A 15,447-nucleotide genomic window follows, 5' to 3' on the forward strand; every position below is an offset into this window, starting at 1 on the left:
CGGCCTTAGTGCAAACGGTCCTGCAGCATCAGGTCACGCAACTGCTGCTTTGGCAAGGCGGGTGAGCACAGGTACCCCTGATAGAACATGCAGCCCATGGCGCTCAGTGCCTCGCGCTGCACCTTGTCCTCGACACCTTCCGCTACCACTTCCAGGCCCAGCGCCTGACCCATCTTGATGATGGCCTGGACGATCGCACGCTCGCCGTCCTCGCCCGGAAGGCCATCGACGAAGGACTTGTCCACCTTCAATCGGTGTATGGGCAGGTTCTTCAGGTAGGCAAGGCTGGAGTAGCCCGTACCGAAGTCATCGATAGACAGGCTGATGCCCATACGGGCCAATGCGGCCAGCATCTCCTCCTTGTCCTGCGCATCCTGCAGCAGCACGCTTTCCGTCAATTCCAGCTCCAGCTGGCGGGGCCGCAGGCCATGATGCTCGATCAGCCTGGCAACGCGATGCAGGAAGCCCGGCTGGCGAAACTCAAGTGCTGACACGTTGACCGAGATCACCAGCGGCGTTTCACTGTCCTGCCAATACGCGGCCTCGCGGGCAGCCTGCTCCATCACCCAGGCGCCCAGGGTGACGATATAACCGGACTCCTCGGCCAGCGGTATGAATGCGGCGGGCGACACCACGCCCAGTTGCGGGTCGTTCCAGCGCAGCAGTGCCTCGGCACCCACGATGCGCCCGCTGGCCATGTCGACTTGCGGCTGGTAGTGCACGGCCATGTGGCCTTGCCCCAGGGCCTGGCGCATGGCGTGCTCCATCTTCATGCGCGCCAGCAGGTTGGAATTCATCTGGGGCTGATAGAACCCATAGCTGCCTCGCCCGCGCTCCTTGGTGCGGTACATCGCCGTGTCGGCATGCTTGATGAGATCGTCCAGACTGCGTCCGTCCTGCGGATGCATGGCAATGCCGATGCTCCCCTGGATGGAAAAGCTCATCTCATCGAGTTGGAAAGGCTGCAGCATTTCCTCGAGGACGCGGCGTGCCACACTCTCAGCCATCTGAGCATCCGAATTGGCCAGGTGGACCACGAATTCGTCTCCACCCAGCCGGCACAGCATGTCGGATTGCCGCAGGCAACGCAGCAGCCGCTGGGCCACCAGCTTGAGTACGCGATCTCCGAACGGGTGGCCCAACGAATCGTTGACGATCTTGAAGCGGTCCAGGTCGAGAAAGAGCAGCGCAAACTGGGCATCCGAACCTTGCGCCGCATCGATGGCTTCCTGCACCCGCTCGTGCAACCGCAGACGGTTGGGCAGGCCTGTCAGCGCGTCGGTGAAAGCCAGTTCCTCAATGCGCCTTTGCGCCGCGCGCTGCTGCGTCAGGTCACGCATGAAGCCTATGCTCTGGACCACCGTCCCACCCTCGTCACGCAACACGACCCAGGACAGGTGTATCGGGGGGCCGCTGGCGCCGACGGTTTTGCGCAGTATCACCTCGCCCTCCCAGAAACCTTCCCGTCGCCAGCGCTGGGCCACTTGCGCGAGGAAGGCTTCCTCATCCATGCCTGCGTCCAACAGCGCCGTAACCGCACTGCCGGGCAGGGGCGAGCGCGGAGCACCCAGCAGCTGTTCGCAACCCGGATTCACGCGGAGGATGAGATGGTGCTCGTCGGCGATGAAGATGGCGTCCAGGCTTGATTCGAAAACCTGCGCGGCCAGACGCAGGCTGGCCTGCACCTCGGCTTGCCGGGAAATATCCCGGAAGGAATAGACACGCCCGGCGAGCCGCCCGTGCGCCAGCTGCGGTACTGAGCGCTGCTCCAGAATGACTCCATTACCCAGGCGCAGGATGTCGACGGCCTCTTGCATGGGCCCGTCCGTACGGGCGACGAGTTGTTCATCGCAAGCCGCCGGGTCGGCCAGCTGCTGGCGCATATGGGCAAACACCGCCGCGTCGTCCCGGCGTGCAAGCATAGGCGCGGGCAAGCTCCACAGCTGCGCGAAGCGCTGGTTGAACGCCCTGATGGCGCCTTGCAGGTCACATACCAGCAGGCCGTCCGCAGCCGAATCCAGCGTAGCGCGCAATTCGCCCAGCAACACTTCGTATTCCTGACGCGAGCTTTCCTGCTCGCTACGGTCTTGCATGGACAGCAGGAGCAGCGGATGCTCGCATCCCTCATCCCCCTCAGCAGCGGCATACACCGCCTGCACTCGGCGCTCCACCTCAACGGAGCGCTTGCGGCGAGCACTCCATACCTCGGTGCACGAGCAGATGCCCATTGATATTTCGGGTAATGGACGGCTCCAGAAAATTTCGTCCTCAGGCGAGGAGACCAATTCAAGCACGGGCCTGCCGACCATCTCTTCGGCGCTGCGCCCGGTCAATTGCACCGCAGCCACATTGGCAAACAGAATCTCCAGCGAACGGCCATCCACCAGCCAGACTGCCTGCTGCAGCTCCTGCACAACGGCTTGCCAGGCTCCAGGCGGGAGCTTCAGGCCACTCACTCTTGCCCCTTCGTTGGGTCTGAAGTATTCCTCGCAGGCTCGAAGTAGTAGCACATGCGCTCCTGCGGAGCCAGCGCCCTCAGCGCCTGCGGCGGCAATTGGGATGGCCTCAGGCTGCGATGAATACCCAACTGCGGATGCAACACAAGGTCCAGTTCAAGCTCCGGCTTTTCTTCGTCATAGACCTGTACCCGAGGCCGCAGCGGATGCAATGCATCCACGCGCACCACCAGGGCGTAGCGACCATCCACCAGTTGCACCAGGGAGCCCGGCGGATACACGCCCATCATGCGGATGAAGGCGCCCAGGATGGCACTGTTGTAGCGACCACGCTGCTGGGCATACAGCTGCGAAACCGCCTCATGCGGCGTCAGGGCGGGTTGCCCCTGCAGTGGGTTGCACAGGCGGTCGTAGCTGTTCACCAGAGCCAGGATTTGGCCCTCATTGCTCAGGTCATCTTCCACCAGCCGCAAAGGATAGCCGCTGCCATCAGCAAATTCGTGGTGATGCGCGATGGCAATCAGCACGTCGCTCGGCAAGCCCATGCGCTGGCCCATGGCGACCGACTCACCCACATGAGCCTGATACCGCCGCAAGTCGGAAGCCACAAGCGGCGCTCCCGGCTGGGCAATATACGGGGGTAGCTCAACCTTGCCGATGTCGTGCAGAAGTGCAGCCAGGCCGACACGTTGCAGGTCCTGCGTATCCTGTCCAAGAACACGTCCCAGCAGCAGCGACAAAATCATGACGTTGACGGCATGCGCTGCCATGCTGTCGTCGGCGCAGCACGTCAGCAAGCGAATGGCGCAGGGTTCCTGTCCGAGCAACTCCTGCACGCAGGATTGAACGAGCCCTTCGGCCTGTTCGCGTGCATGCATCGGCTGGGCTAGCACACTGCCAGCTAGGCGGTCATAGGTCAGTGTGGCCTCGTGATACCGCGCAAAGCATCGGTCCAGAGGGACGGCATGCCGATCGATCACCTCGGCATTGCCGTGCTGCGGTGCGACTGGCAAGGCATTGTCCAGCCCATCATTGCCCCCGAGCCCAGGCAATTCCTGATCCGGCCGTGCGTCTTCTTCCATCACAACGCTCTTGGAAGGGACGTAGCGCACGGACTGGATACCTGCTCCACGCAGGGTCTGGATCTGCTCGATCGTGGTGATCCGAAAACTGTTGGTGGCAAAAGGATGCCGTATCCAGTTCACGGAGAGCTGGATAAACATGCCCACGCGGAGCTTTTCAATATCGATCAGGACGGATTCAGTCACGGACAAGGCGGCAGGGCGTGCGCCGTGCCTGTTTCACCGACAGTGACGAATTATCACCATTTAAAGGCGGTCTTACATGCCGCGCCGCAAATGTCTATTTCGGTTTCATCTGAAGTGGTGCTACGCGATCAGGTCACACACCAGGGTGCAGGCTGGTTGTGAACCACATCCATCCAAAGGGCTGTACCCCCGAGCACACAGAGGATCAGGCCCGCCAGACGCGATCCCAAAGAGTCGCGCAGTCCATCGAACCGCTTGCGCAGCCATTGCCAAAGAAGCGGGCCGCCCACCAGCCATGCACCGCTGGCCAGGCCGAACAAAAGCATGCACAGTGCACCTCGCGCCGCACTACCGCTCAGTGCTGCCGTAAGCAACGCGGTATAGAGCAGACCACAGGGCAGAAGCGCCCACGCCATGCCGGTAATGAACAAGCCACCCGGGCGCGCAACCAATGGCTGCACGCGCTTCCACACAGCGCGCCCTGCCCGCTCAATCCAGGCTGGCTGTCGCGCCTGTAGCACCATCATCAGACCCCACGCGATCACCAACACGTGCGCCAATGTCCACAGAGGCTTGATGGCCGTGCTGTGCTGACCCAGCCAGGCCAGGCGGTCCATGGCCAGCGCCACAATCGCGCCGGCTGCCGAATAGCCAGCCAGGCGGCCCAAATGAAACGTCGCGGTGCGCGCTACCAGCGGGCGCTGCGGCACCCAGCGTACGGGCGCTACTCCGGCCCGCGGCCGCCGTGCTCCTGTCAGTGCCCCACAGGGAGCAGCGCACATGGTCAGACAGTGCGTGCCCCCCGTCAACCCCATCAAGAAAACAGTGGCGGCAAGCGATACAAACATCCGTCAGATGATCCGCGAGAAACGAGCTCGGTTCCGGTCAGCCTGAAGGTATTTGTCGAACACCATGGCCACGCCTCGCACGAAATACCATCCCATCGGCGTTACCGTGACGGCCTCGTCGCTGACTTCGACCAGTCCCTGGGCGGCCATCTCGCGCAACTGTGCCAGCTCCGGTTCGAAGTAACTGCGGAAATCGATCAGCCAGGACTCTTCCATGGGTTGAAAGAGCACTTCACCCTGGCACATCAGCGCCATGATGACGGCCCGACGCACCAAATCGTCTTTTGTCAGGGCGAGGCCGCGCACCACCGGCAGATGCCCCTGGTTGATCGCGTCGTAGTACTCGTCCAGCGTCTTGACGTTTTGGCTATAGGTAGCGCCCACGCGGCCGATGGCGGAAACCCCCAAACCGATCAGATCGCAGTCGGGCTGGGTGCTGTAGCCCTGAAAATTGCGATGCAGCCGTCCCTGCCGTTTGGCGACGGCGAGTGCGTCCTCCGGCAACGCAAAGTGGTCCATGCCAACGTAGACATAACCGGCATTCATGAAAATATCCAGGCCCTGCGCCAGCATGGAGACCTTCGCCGAAGCCATGGGCAACTCGGCAGTGATGATGCGCCGCTGGGCCTTGAAACGCTCCGGCAGGTGGGCGTACGCATACAGCGCAATGCGGTCGGGGCGTAGTTGGGCGACCTGTGTCAGCGTACGCTCGAACGACTCGGGCGTCTGGCGCGGCAGGCCATAGATGAGGTCCACGTTGACCGAATCGAAACCCAGGCGCCGGGCACTTTCGACAAGAGCGAAAACCTTTTCCGCAGGCTGTATGCGGTGGACGGCCTTCTGCACCTCGGGATCGAAGTCCTGCACACCAAAGCTCAGGCGATTGAAGCCCAGTTCGGCCAGCAGCGCCAGGCGTTGCTCGTCCACGGTGCGCGGGTCTACCTCGATGGAGTATTCGCCCCCCGGCACCAGCGTGAAGCTGCGCCGGATCATGGACATCAGGTCCCGCAGGCCGTCATCGGAGAGGAAGGTGGGCGTGCCGCCGCCCAGGTGCAGCTGACTTACGTGCTGGCCCACGCCGCAATGGGCCGTATGCAGGTCGATCTCCCGGCTCAGGTAGCGCAGGTAAACCTCGGCACGTTCCGGATGGCGGGTAATGATCTTGTTGCAGGCACAGTAATAACAGAGCGACTCGCAGAAGGGGATATGGACGTAAAGCGACAGAGGCGTCGCCTTGCCCACCGCCCCCAGCCGACGCTGCTGCAGCGCCAGCACATATTCTTGTTCGCCAAAAGCCTCGACGAAGCGATCAGCCGTGGGATAGGAGGTGTAGCGAGGTCCGGAAACATCGAAGCGGCGCAACAACTCGGTGGTAACAACGGTCATACAGACAAAATTCCTCGCGATGTACGAGCCAATGTGCACGAGAAACGCCCCCCGCGTCCTTGATCTCGATCAAGAGCCTCTGCCATCTGGGGAAAGACAATTGACCGCAAGTCAATGTCTTTCGCTTTTCTGCGGCTTTCGCAGTCGTCGTTACTTCAAAGGTAAGCTAGCGCCATGAATCGGGCCTCCACGCACCCCCAACTCCATTCCATCAAGGTTGCCTGTTCCAACTGCAACCTGCGCGAGCTGTGCATGCCCGTGGGCCTGGACGAACAGCAGCTCAAGCGTATCGACGAGGTCGTCGCCGTGCGCCGCAAGGTCAAGCGTGGCGGCACCTTGTTCCGCAATGGAGAACCCTTCACTTCGCTGTTTGCCATTCGCACGGGCTTCTTCAAGACCTGCGTGGCCACTGAAGACGGGCGCGACCAGGTGACCGGGTTCCAGATGGCGGGCGAGATCATCGGGCTGGACGGCATCGTGAACGATCACCACACTTGCGACGCGGTGGCATTGGAAGACGCTGAAGTCTGTGTCATGCCTTTCGACCGCATTGAGGAGCTGTCGCGCGAAGTGGCTGCACTGCAGCAGCATGTGCACAAGATCATGAGCCGAGAGATCGTGCGCGAGCATGGTGTCATGCTGCTGCTGGGCAGCATGCGCGCGGAAGAGCGACTCGCAGCTTTCCTACTGAACCTGGTGCAGCGCCTGCATACCCGCGGATTTTCACAGTCGGAGCTGGTGCTGCGCATGACGCGCGAGGAGATCGGCAGCTACCTCGGATTGAAACTGGAAACCGTGAGCCGCACGTTCTCCAAGTTCGTCGAGGAGGGCATCGTGGAGGTCAAGCAGCGCCACGTACGGATCCTGGATACGGCAGCACTCAAGCGCATCGTCAACAGCCAGCAAGGCAGCCACTAAGCGGCCCAGCGGCTCTCCCCGCTTTCAATGAAAAAAGGCAATGTGCCCATTCGCACATTGCCTTTCGTTTAAGAAGATGCAGAAGTGACGGTTCTCAGAACCGCCCACTTCTTCGCCCCTTTTTTTAGTTCATCGGCGTCTTCTTGCCATCCGGGTACGAATACAGGGTGATGGCCGGGTTCTTCATTTCGCCGTTGGGTTCAAAAGCGATATTGGCCGTTACACCCTTGTAGTTCGACTTGAGCAGTTCAGGGATGTAGACCTTGGGATCCCAGGAGCCCGCACGCTTCATGGCATCGGCCAGCAGCATGGTCGCGTCGTAGGTGTAGGGGCTGTACACCTGGAACTGGTTGGGATACTTGGCATCGTATCTGGCCTTCCAGGCAGTACCACCGGGCATCTTGGTCAACGAGGCACCACCCTCGGCGCAGATCACGTTGCCCAGGGTCTTGGCACCGGCAGCCAGTTTGGAGATTTCCTGCGTGCAGACGCCGTCACCGCCGAAGAACTTCACGTTTGCCATGCCCAGCTGCTCCATCTGGCGCAGCATGGGGCCTGCCTGCGGGTCCATGCCACCATAGAAGATGGCATCAGGGTTTTTGGACTTGATGGCTGTGAGAATGGCCATGAAGTCTGTCGCCTTGTCGGTCGTGAACTGTTCGTCCACCACCTTCATGCCCTTCTCGGCGGCCACCTTCTTGAACACGTTGGCCACACCCTGGCCATAGGCCGTGCGGTCGTCCACGATGGCCACGGTCTTGAGCTTCAGCGTCTCGGCTGCATAGGCAGCCAAGCCAGCGCCCAGCGCGTTGTCGTTGGCGATGATGCGGAAGGTGGTCTTGTAGCCGGGCTTGGTCAGGTTCGGGTTGGTGGCAGCGCCGGTGACGTGCGGAATGCCGCAGTCGTTGTACACCTTGGCGGCGGGGATGGTAGTGCCGGAATTCAGGTGACCCACCACGCCAGCAACCTTGGCATCGCACAGCTTCTGGGCGGCGGCGGTGCCTTGCTTGGGGTCGGCTGCGTCGTCTTCGGCCAGCAGTTCGAACTTGACCTTCTTGCCGCCGATCGTCGGGTTCTGGCTGTTCAGGTCCTCGATGGCCATGCGCGCGCCATTTTCGTTGTCCTTTCCGTAGTGCGCCTGCGCGCCGGATACGGGCGCGACGTGGCCGATCTTCACCACTTCTTGAGCGGCGGCCACACCTGCAACAGCTGCGATAGCAGCGGCCACGGTCAGTTTCAACTTCAATTGCATATGTGTCTCCAATAAAAAGCGCTGGAATAGTGTTGTCTAACAACGCGGAGAAACATATCGCAATCAGTTTGGAGCAACACTAGGGAACACGAGAAAGTCACGCCGATACCACACAGGGATATACCCTGTTATCGACTCAATGACTGCCGCGTTCCGGCGAAGCCAGTTCCTGCGCTACCGCGTCGTACACGGCGTGGCGCACGACTGACTCCACCTCTTCCCGCAGGCGCGGCACCACGGAGCGGGTCTGCTCTTCGATGACCAGCGAAATGGCCTCGCTCAGTTGGCGTTCCAAAATGCCATCCACCCGCTGCATGACGCGGTGTACGACATATTCCTCAAAGCCCGGTGACACCGCCGCCATCGGCGCCACAGCCGGCTCTGGTGCTGGCTGCTCGGATACAAGCGGGCCAGGCGGGGATTGGCGTGCAGGTGGCACATGGTCCTGCACTACTTCTGTCAGCGTGGGCACAAAACGCGGCGGAGTACGTGGTGGCTGGCTCATTGCCTGCCCTCCCGCACCACCAAGTCGTGCTGCACGATATCAAAGCCCTGTGCGGCATATTCGCGCCAGCGCCCTCGCGCCGCGGCCCGGTCGCCATCGTCCAGGCTCACCACCTCGATCACCTTGCCGAATTCGACAAAAGCCGCGGGCACCGTTTCGCCCAGGTTGAGCAGCACTTCCCGATGTGGGCAAAGCTGCAAGTCATCCGTCAGCACAGCTGGCGATGCCTGGACAAGCTCGCCCGCAGCACTGCCCACGCAGTGCGCCACGAAATCCGTGGGGGCCATATCCCACAGCATGCGGTCAAGGCGCTCCAGGTCTTCCTGTACGCCCATGACCGCCACCCGCATCTCGTGCCTCAAGGCCTTGCGGACGAAACGGCAGGCGTACTCCAGCTTGTCCGGCGCGTTGAAGTGAAAAGCCACCTCGGTCATGGACGCAGCCCTCAGCGCCCGCGCACTGCCGGCTTCTTTGTCGCGCTGGCGGCCCTGCCCAGCAGGTATTGCACGAGCAGGCCCACAGGACGCCCCGTGGCGCCCTTTGCCGCTCCTCCCTTCCAGGCCGTGCCGGCAATGTCCAGGTGCGCCCAGGGCATATCGCCGACGAAGCGCTGCAGGAACTTGGCCGCCGTGATCGAACCTGCCGGGCGTCCGCCGACGTTGCCGACGTCCGCGAAGTTGCTCTTGAGGCTTTCCGCGTAATCGTCGTCCAGCGGCATGCGCCAGCACGGGTCGAGCGCCACCTCCCCCGCTTCCTGCAGCTGAGCAGCCAGTGCGTCGTCGGTGGCGAAAAGGCCGCTGCGCAGGCCGCCCAGAGCAATCACGCAGGCGCCCGTCAGAGTGGCCACGTCGATGACCGCTGCCGGCTCGAAACGGGCTGCGTACGTCAACGCATCGCACAGCACCAGCCGCCCCTCGGCGTCGGTGTTGAGTATCTCGATGGTCTGGCCGCTCATGCTGGTGACCACATCCCCCGGCTTTACGGCGCGACCGTCGGGCATGTTCTCGCAGGCCGGGATCAGGCCGACCACGTTCAAGGCAGGCTTCAGCTCGGCCAGGGCACGGAACACGCCCAGCACGCTGGCCGCGCCGCCCATGTCGAACTTCATCTCGTCCATTTCGCCAGCAGGCTTGAGGGAGATGCCGCCCGTGTCGAAGGTGATGCCCTTGCCCACCAGCACCACCGGGGCCTGCGCCTTGGCCGCACCGTTGTAGCGCAGCTCGATGAAGCGCAGCGGTTGCTCCGAACCCTGGGCCACCGCCAGGAAGGCGCCCATGCCCAGCTTTGCCACTTCGGCCGGGCCATGGACGGTGCACTGGATGCCGGGCAGCTTGGCCAGCGCCTTTGCCGCATTGCCCAGCAGCGTGGGCGTGGCGTGGTTGGCCGGGCGGTTGGCCCACTCGCGCGCGAACTCGATGCCGGCCACCAGGCCTTGCGCTGCCGCGAAGTCCTCGCGCACAGCGGTGGCATCCGTCACGCCGATGGTCACGCGCTCCAATGCGCGGGGCTCGGCCTTGCTCTTGGTCGTGGTGTAGACATAGCTGGCATCGGCCACGGCGCATACGGCCGCCCGTACGGCCTTCGCCAGGACCTGGGTGGGCAGCACGAGGGCCACGCGGCGGGCGCCGGGGGTTTTCAGCGCAGGCCCCAGCGCCTGCACGGCCTGGCGCACGGCTTTGGGGCTACCGTCGCCGCAGCCGGCCAGGACCACGCGGCGCGCGGCCACGCCAGCAGGCGCATACAGCTGCAGCAGCTTGCCGGGCTTGGCTTCCAGGTCGCGCTCTTTGAGCGCGCGGGCAACCAGTGACGACAGCTCGTCCGGCTCGGCAGCGAAGCCTTCGGCGATCAAAACCACCAGCAGGTCGCACTTGTAGCGGCACGCAGCGGCCAGCGAAAGCGTCTTGAGTTCGAAGTTCATAATCGGCGTTTTCATTCGAACCAATGTTATTCGATTCGTCCATTCGCAAGGAGCTGGCGCGCTCGTTCGGCGCCACCCTGGTGGTGCTGATCACCGTGGTCATGACCATGATGCTGATCCGCACTCTGGGCCAGGCTTCGCGCGGCAGCGTGGCGCCGACTGACGTGTTGCTGGTGATGGGCTTCACGGTGCTCGGGCAATTGCCGACCATCCTCAGCCTGAGCCTGTTCGTCTCCGTGGTCAGCGTGCTCTCGCGCATGTACCGCGACAGCGAAATGGTGATCTGGTTTTCCGCGGGCCAGGGCTTGGTGAGCCTGTTGTCACCACTGCTGCGCTTTGCCTGGCCGGTGATGCTGGCCGTGGGCGCGCTGGCGCTGGTGGCTTGGCCCTGGGCCAACCGGCAGATCCAGGACCTCAAGACCCAGTACGAGCAGCGCAGCGACGTGGACCGCATCGCGCCAGGCGAATTCCAGGAGTCGGCCGGCGGCTCGCGCGTGTTCTTCATCGACAAGGACACGCCCGGCGCCAACGCCGCCAGCAACGTCTTCATCGCCACCACCGAGCCCACGCGCGAGACCGTCACCTCCGCCCAGGGCGCGCGGCTGAAGGTCGAGCAGGGCGAGCGCATCGCCGTGCTCAGCCACGGCCAGCGGCTGGAAACCGCGCTGGACAAGCCCGGCATGCGCCTGAGCGAGTTTGCCGAATACGGCACGCGCATCGGCCCGGCTTCCAGCGGCAGCCCGGAGGAGGCAGCCGTGAAGACGCGCGACACCCTTGAGCTGGCCAGGAACCCCGAGCCCGCCTACCGGGCAGAGCTGGCCTGGCGCCTCGGCCTGGTGATGGCGGTGCTCAACTTCGTCGTGCTGGGGCTGGCGCTGGCCGTGGTCAACCCGCGCGCCGGCCGCAGCACCAGCATGCTGCTGGCCCTGTTCGCTTTCATCATCTACTACAACCTCATGACCGTGGGACAAAGCTGGATCGCCAGCGGCCGCCTGGCCCTGCTGCCCTTCATGGGCACCCTGCATGGCGGCATGCTGGCGCTGGGCCTGTTGCTGCTGACGGCGCGTCACAACCAGTGGTCGCTGCGCGGTGCGCTGCGCAAGGTGGCCGGGCGATGAATACGCTGCGCCGTCTCATCTACCGCGAAGTTGCTGTCAGCGTCGGCTTCGTGACGCTGGCCTTCCTGGCGCTGTTCTTCTTCTTCGACCTGGTGGACGAGCTGCGCTGGGTGGGGCGCAGCGGGCCCGGCGGTTATCAGCTCTCGCAGGCTTTGCTGTACGTCATCCTCAGCCTGCCGCAGCATTTATATGAGCTGCTCCCCATCACCGTGCTGATAGGCACCATCTTCGTGATGGCACGGCTGGCGCAAAGCTCGGAGTTCACCATCATGCGCACCAGCGGCCTGGGGCCGGGCCGCGCTCTTGGCACGCTGCTGATGCTGGGCGGTGCCTTCGTGGTGCTGACCTTCGCCGTGGGCGACTACATCGCACCGGCCAGCGAACGGGCGGCGCAGCTGGTGGGCGCGCGCCACCTGGGCCAGCTCAGCACCGGCGCCACCGGCGCGTGGCTCAAGGAGCGCCAGGGCAGCCATTCACGCGCCATCAACGTGCGGGCCCTGGGCACGGACGGGCGCATGCGTGGCATACGCGTGTTTGAGTTCGACGAGCAGGGCCGTGTGGCCGCCACGCTGTCGGCCGAGCTGGGCGACTTCGACGACAGCGGCGAGGCCTGGAACCTGCAGCAGGTGCGCAGCAGCCTCTTCGAGCACGGCCGGGACGACCAGCTGCGTGTGCAGCGCACGACCGAGGCCCAGCTGCGCTGGAGCACGCGCATCACCCCCAGCATGGTCGGCGCCTCGCTGCTCAAGCCGGACAAGATGGCCACCATCGAGCTGTTCCAGTATGTACGGCACCTGCAGGCTAATGGCCAGTCGGCCCAGCGCTACGAGATCGAGTTCTGGCGCAAGGTGTTCTACCCCTTGAGCTGCCTGGTGATGGTGGTGCTGTCGCTGCCGTTCGCCTACCTGCACTTCCGCTCCGGCGGCATCGCCGGCTATGTGTTCGGCGGGGTGATGGCCGGCATCAGCTTCTTTCTGCTGAACAACCTGTTCGGCTTTGCCGGCAATCTGCAGCACTGGTCGCCCTGGCTCACCGCGGCCGCGCCCGGGCTGATCTACAGCGCACTATCACTGGCGGCATTTGGCTGGCTGGTGCTCAGGAGATGAGTATGGTCGGCGGCGTCATCCTCTTTGCCCATGGCTCGCGCGATCCGCTGTGGCGCGCCCCCATGGAAGCCGTACGTGCGCGCCTGCAGGCAGCCCAGCCGCAGCTGCCCTGCCGGTGCGCCTATCTGGAGCTGTGCGAGCCCCCGCTGGACGCCGCCGTAGCCGAGCTGGCTGCGTTGAAGGTGACGCACATCGCCATCGTGCCCCTCTTTCTGGGCGCCGGCCGGCACGTACGCGAAGACCTGCCGGGTATGGCGCAGGCCTTGGCCGCGGCCCATCCGGGCCTGCGCATCACGCTCAGCCCGCCCATTGGCGAAGACGAGCGCATGGTTGCCCTCATGGCCGACATCGCTGCGGAGGCTGTTTCTTTAGAATTTTGAGACATAATAAACAGGTTCTATAGAACGATTGAGTCATGAACCTGCACCAATTCCGCTTCGTCCAGGAAGCCTCGCGCCGCAATCTCAACCTGACCGAAGCGGCCAAGGCGCTGCACACTTCGCAGCCGGGTGTCTCCAAGGCCATCATCGAGCTGGAAGACGAGCTGGGCGTGGACATCTTCGCGCGCCACGGCAAGCGCCTCAAGCGTGTCACGGAGCCTGGCCTGCACGTGCTCAAGAGCATCGAGATCATCATGCGTGAGGTGGGCAACCTCAAGCGCATTGGCGAGCAGTACAGCCAGCAGGACAGCGGAACGCTGTCGATCGCCACCACCCACACCCAGGCGCGCTACGTGCTGCCGCTGCCAGTGGCCAAGCTGCGCGAGCAGTACCCCAAGGTGAACATCAGCCTGCACCAGGCCACGCCGCACGAGGTGGCCCGGATGGTCATCGACGAGGTGGCCGAGATCGGCATGGCCACGGAGTCGCTGGCCGACTACCCCGACCTGGTCACCCTGCCCTGCTACGAATGGCAGCACGTGCTGGTGCTGCCCGCCGGCCACCCGCTGGCGCAGAAGGACCGGGTCGGCCTGGACGACCTGGCGCACGAGTCCCTCATCACCTACCACCCCTCGTTCACCGGCCGGGGCAAGATCGACCAGGCGTTCGCCACGCGCAAGCTGCAGCCGCGCATCGTGCTGGAGGCTATTGACTCGGACGTCATCAAAACCTACGTGCGCCTGGGCCTGGGCATAGGCATCGTGGCCGAGATGGCCATGCGCGACGACCCGCTGGGCGACCTGGTGGTGCGCCCGGTGGGCCACCTGTTCGGCCAAAGCGTGGCGCGCGTCGCTTTCAAGCGCGGCGCCTACCTGCGCAATTTCGTGTACCGCTTTGCCGAGTTGCTCAGTGACCGACTGAGCCGCGACCTGATTGGCCGCGCCATGACCGGACACGTGCACGACTATGAACTCTGAATCCCCTGAGCTGTGAATCCCCCTGAGACGCTGCTGCGCGCCTTCCCCAGTGGGACGCCACCGGAGGCCGGGCAAAGCCCGCTCCACGGCGTCTGCTTGCATGGCCTGCTCCGCGGCCTTCGGATTGTTAACCCGTACACCATGACCACTCCCAGCTTTCCCAGCCGCCTGCCGAACGTGGGCACCACCATCTTTGCCGTCATGTCCGCCCTGGCGGCCGAGCGCGGGGCCGTCAACCTGGGGCAGGGTTTTCCCGATTTCGCTTGCGATCCGGCGCTGGTGGATGCCGTGTCGCGGGCCATGCAGGATGGCCACAACCAGTACCCGCCCATGCCTGGCGTGCCCGCGCTGCGCGCTGCGGTTGCTTCAAAAATTGAAGCACTCCACGCCCGCCGGTATTGCGCCAACAGCGAAATCACCATCACCGCCGGCGCCACCCAGGCCATCCTCACGGCCGTGCTGGCCTGCGTGCAGCCGGGCGACGAGGTCATCGTGCTGGAGCCGTGCTACGACTGCTATGTGCCAGCCATCGAGATGGCCGGTGCCACCGTCGTGCGCGTGCCGCTCACGCCCGGCAGCTTCCGCCCGGACTTCGACCAGATCGCCGCCGCCCTCAGCCCGCGCACCCGCCTGCTGATCCTCAACACGCCGCACAACCCTAGCGCCACCATCTGGAGCCAGCAAGAAATGCTGCACCTGCAGGAGCTGCTGGCGCCCACGGGCGTGCTGCTCATCAGCGACGAGGTGTACGAGCACATGGTCTTCGACGGCCGGCAGCACGAGAGCGCCGCGCGCTTTGACGGCCTGGCCGAGCGCAGCTTCATCGTCTCCAGCTTCGGCAAGACGCTGCACGTCACCGGCTGGAAAGTGGGCGCCGTGGCGGCCCCTGCGGCGCTGACGGCCGAGTTCCGCAAGGTGCACCAGTTCAACGTGTTCACGGTGAACACGCCCATGCAGCACGGCATCGCCCAGTACCTGCAAAACCCCGCGCCCTACCTTCAGCTGGCCGGCTTCTACCAGGCCAAGCGCGATCTGTTCCGCCAGGGCCTGGAGGGATCGCGCCTGCGCCTGCTGCCCAGCAACGGCAGCTACTTCCAGTGCGTGGACTACTCCGCCATCAGCGACCTGCCGGAGATGCAGTTCTGCGAATGGCTGGTGCACGAGGCCGGCGTGGCCGCCATTCCCGTGTCGGCCTTCTACGGCGATGGCTTCGATCAGCGCACCGTGCGCTTTTGCTTCGCCAAGGAGGACGAGACGCTGCGCACGGCGCTGGAGCGGCTGCGCCGGCTCTAACCGTGGTTTAGGGTTAAATCGG

Annotated in this window: 14 protein-coding genes; 6 read left to right on the forward strand and 8 right to left on the reverse strand. The window is 64.0% G+C overall.

What is annotated here, in order from left to right; all coding sequences use genetic code 11:
* Window positions 1-5: 5 nt before the first annotated feature.
* The 4 genes from RT282_RS09090 to hemN form a co-directional block, all read right to left on the reverse strand.
* Window positions 6-2,447, reverse strand: coding sequence for an EAL domain-containing protein (locus RT282_RS09090; protein ID WP_409519477.1), 2,442 nt, complete (start codon window positions 2,445-2,447; stop codon window positions 6-8).
* A gap of 5 nt (window positions 2,448-2,452) precedes the next feature.
* The gene (locus RT282_RS09095) at window positions 2,453-3,724 is read right to left on the reverse strand and encodes an HD domain-containing phosphohydrolase (RefSeq protein WP_313313345.1); all 1,272 of its coding nucleotides are present in this window, start codon (window positions 3,722-3,724) and stop codon (window positions 2,453-2,455) included.
* Between the two features lie 128 nt (window positions 3,725-3,852).
* Window positions 3,853-4,572 (reverse strand): sulfite exporter TauE/SafE family protein, encoded by a 720-nt coding sequence (locus tag RT282_RS09100; protein ID WP_313313346.1) that lies wholly within the window; start codon window positions 4,570-4,572, stop codon window positions 3,853-3,855.
* 3 nt (window positions 4,573-4,575) lie between these two features.
* Window positions 4,576-5,958: an oxygen-independent coproporphyrinogen III oxidase gene (hemN, locus tag RT282_RS09105; protein ID WP_313313348.1), complete on the reverse strand. Its 1,383-nt coding sequence runs from the start codon at window positions 5,956-5,958 to the stop codon at window positions 4,576-4,578.
* A gap of 174 nt (window positions 5,959-6,132) precedes the next feature.
* On the opposite strand from hemN, the gene fnr reads away from it, so the two are divergent.
* Window positions 6,133-6,876, forward strand: a complete 744-nt coding sequence (fnr, locus tag RT282_RS09110) for a fumarate/nitrate reduction transcriptional regulator Fnr (RefSeq protein ID WP_312758222.1) — start codon at window positions 6,133-6,135, stop codon at window positions 6,874-6,876.
* 124 nt (window positions 6,877-7,000) lie between these two features.
* Here fnr and RT282_RS09115 read toward each other — a convergent pair whose 3' ends face one another.
* The 4 genes from RT282_RS09115 to RT282_RS09130 all read right to left on the reverse strand — a co-directional run bounded on the left by RT282_RS09115 (window position 7,001) and on the right by RT282_RS09130 (window position 10,551).
* Complete coding sequence (locus tag RT282_RS09115) at window positions 7,001-8,128, reverse strand: branched-chain amino acid ABC transporter substrate-binding protein (RefSeq protein WP_313313350.1); 1,128 nt, start codon at window positions 8,126-8,128, stop codon at window positions 7,001-7,003.
* 136 nt (window positions 8,129-8,264) lie between these two features.
* Entirely contained in the window at window positions 8,265-8,492 is a 228-nt protein-coding gene (locus RT282_RS09120; RefSeq protein WP_312758249.1) for a hypothetical protein, read from the reverse strand.
* Between the two features lie 137 nt (window positions 8,493-8,629).
* Window positions 8,630-9,067 (reverse strand): DNA polymerase III subunit chi, encoded by a 438-nt coding sequence (locus RT282_RS09125; RefSeq protein ID WP_313313351.1) that lies wholly within the window; start codon window positions 9,065-9,067, stop codon window positions 8,630-8,632.
* Window positions 9,068-9,078: 11 nt separating this feature from the next.
* The gene (locus RT282_RS09130; protein ID WP_313314020.1) at window positions 9,079-10,551 is read right to left on the reverse strand and encodes a leucyl aminopeptidase; all 1,473 of its coding nucleotides are present in this window, start codon (window positions 10,549-10,551) and stop codon (window positions 9,079-9,081) included.
* Between the two features lie 23 nt (window positions 10,552-10,574).
* On the opposite strand from RT282_RS09130, the gene lptF reads away from it, so the two are divergent.
* The 5 genes from lptF to RT282_RS09155 all read left to right on the forward strand — a co-directional run bounded on the left by lptF (window position 10,575) and on the right by RT282_RS09155 (window position 15,425).
* Window positions 10,575-11,669 (forward strand): LPS export ABC transporter permease LptF, encoded by a 1,095-nt coding sequence (gene lptF, locus RT282_RS09135; RefSeq protein WP_313313352.1) that lies wholly within the window; start codon window positions 10,575-10,577, stop codon window positions 11,667-11,669.
* Window positions 11,666-12,775, forward strand: a complete 1,110-nt coding sequence (gene lptG / locus RT282_RS09140; RefSeq protein ID WP_313313353.1) for an LPS export ABC transporter permease LptG — start codon at window positions 11,666-11,668, stop codon at window positions 12,773-12,775. The genes lptF and lptG overlap by 4 nt, the downstream gene beginning before the upstream one ends.
* Window positions 12,772-13,155: a sirohydrochlorin chelatase gene (locus tag RT282_RS09145; protein ID WP_409519467.1), complete on the forward strand. Its 384-nt coding sequence runs from the start codon at window positions 12,772-12,774 to the stop codon at window positions 13,153-13,155. Before lptG ends, RT282_RS09145 begins: the two co-directional genes overlap by 4 nt.
* Before the next feature lie 35 nt (window positions 13,156-13,190).
* Window positions 13,191-14,132, forward strand: coding sequence for a CysB family HTH-type transcriptional regulator (locus tag RT282_RS09150; protein ID WP_312758206.1), 942 nt, complete (start codon window positions 13,191-13,193; stop codon window positions 14,130-14,132).
* A 141-nt stretch (window positions 14,133-14,273) separates the two neighbouring features.
* Window positions 14,274-15,425 (forward strand): pyridoxal phosphate-dependent aminotransferase, encoded by a 1,152-nt coding sequence (locus tag RT282_RS09155; protein WP_313313354.1) that lies wholly within the window; start codon window positions 14,274-14,276, stop codon window positions 15,423-15,425.
* The last annotated feature ends 22 nt before the right edge of the window (window positions 15,426-15,447 follow it).

The sequence above is a fragment of the Pulveribacter sp. genome, from assembly GCF_032079985.1.
Classification (GTDB): Bacteria; Pseudomonadota; Gammaproteobacteria; order Burkholderiales; family Burkholderiaceae_C; genus Melaminivora.